The sequence below is a fragment of the Flavobacterium bomense genome (genome assembly GCF_003970355.1).
The window spans coordinates 1-1,124 of the sequence record NZ_RYDJ01000223.1 but is presented as its reverse complement, the minus strand read 5'-3'; the positions used below and the strand labels follow the sequence as shown (position 1 = coordinate 1,124).

Annotated in this window: 1 protein-coding gene and 1 pseudogene; both read left to right on the top strand. The window is 33.2% G+C overall.

Annotation, left to right across the window (positions count from 1 at the left end):
- A pseudogene (locus EKL98_RS16910) lies at positions 1-665 on the top strand (YeiH family protein); the annotation flags it as partial.
- 12 nt (positions 666-677) lie between these two features.
- Entirely contained in the window at positions 678-1,049 is a 372-nt protein-coding gene (locus EKL98_RS16905; RefSeq protein ID WP_126563229.1) for a ribosomal maturation YjgA family protein, read from the top strand.
- Positions 1,050-1,124 lie beyond the last annotated feature (75 nt).

Genomic DNA, 1,124 nt, shown 5'->3' with positions numbered 1-1,124 from the left:
ATTGGAACTATTATAATTGGCATTTACTTAGGTAAAATTCTAAAAATAGAAGAAAAAATTTCGTTCCTGATTGCCACAGGAACCGCTATTTGTGGCGGAAGTGCCATTGCCGCTATTTCGCCAGTAATTAAAGCCAATGAAAAACAAATTTCAGTGGCATTAGGAACAATTTTCATCCTTAATTCGGTGGCTTTAGTGATTTTTCCATTTATTGGACATTACCTCCATTTATCCGAAACCCAATTTGGTTTATGGTGCGCGATCGCAATTCACGACCCCAGTTCTGTGGTGGGAGCAGCTGGTAAATATGGAACTCACGCCCTAGAAGTGGCCACAACCGTAAAATTAGCCAGAGCTTTATGGATTATTCCAATTGCCATTTTATCGACCTTTATTTTCAAAAATAAAGAAACCAAAATCAAAATTCCCTATTTCATCGGATTGTTTATTTTGGCCATGATTGCCAATACGTATTTGTACAAGATTTTAGTCATTATATCACTGATTTTGCAAAAGCCACTTTGACCTTGACACTGTTTCTAATTGGATGTGGATTGTCTCGAAAAGTGTTAGTTTCCGTGGGTTACAAACCATTATTACAAGGTATTGTGATTTGGATTATCATCTCAGTTTCTACATTATGGGCTATTATTTCATTGATTTAATTTGACATTATTATGTTAAAAAACAATAGATTATCCTATTTTATTTTAATACTAATTGTAATTGCTCTTGGTATAACTTCCAGAAAAATGGAAGGTGTTCCAACGTTTTTTGGAGATACACTTTATGCTGTAATGGTTTATTTTGGAATGAGAATGATCCTAATCTATTTAGACTTAAAAAAGACAGCAATTTTGGCTTTGCTGTTTTGCTTTGCAATTGAGTTTATTCAACTGTATAGCGCCGAATGGATGTTGCAAATTAGAAGAACTAAATTTGGACATTATGGCTTGGGACAAGGATTTCTTTGGAGCGATTTGGGTTATTATACTCTTGGAATTATAATTGGTTTTTGGATGGATTCCAGTTGGGTTAGAAGAAAATAATAAAATCAAATTTCAATAAAATTGACAACAATTTAAAACTGAATCTTTCAGAATTTAGCATTTAAAAACAGTAAT

Excerpts from the sequence above, each read along its gene's own strand:
- EKL98_RS16905 (WP_126563229.1), top strand. The coding sequence starts at position 678 with ATGTTAAAAAACAATAGATTATCCTATTTTATTTTAATACTAATTGTA.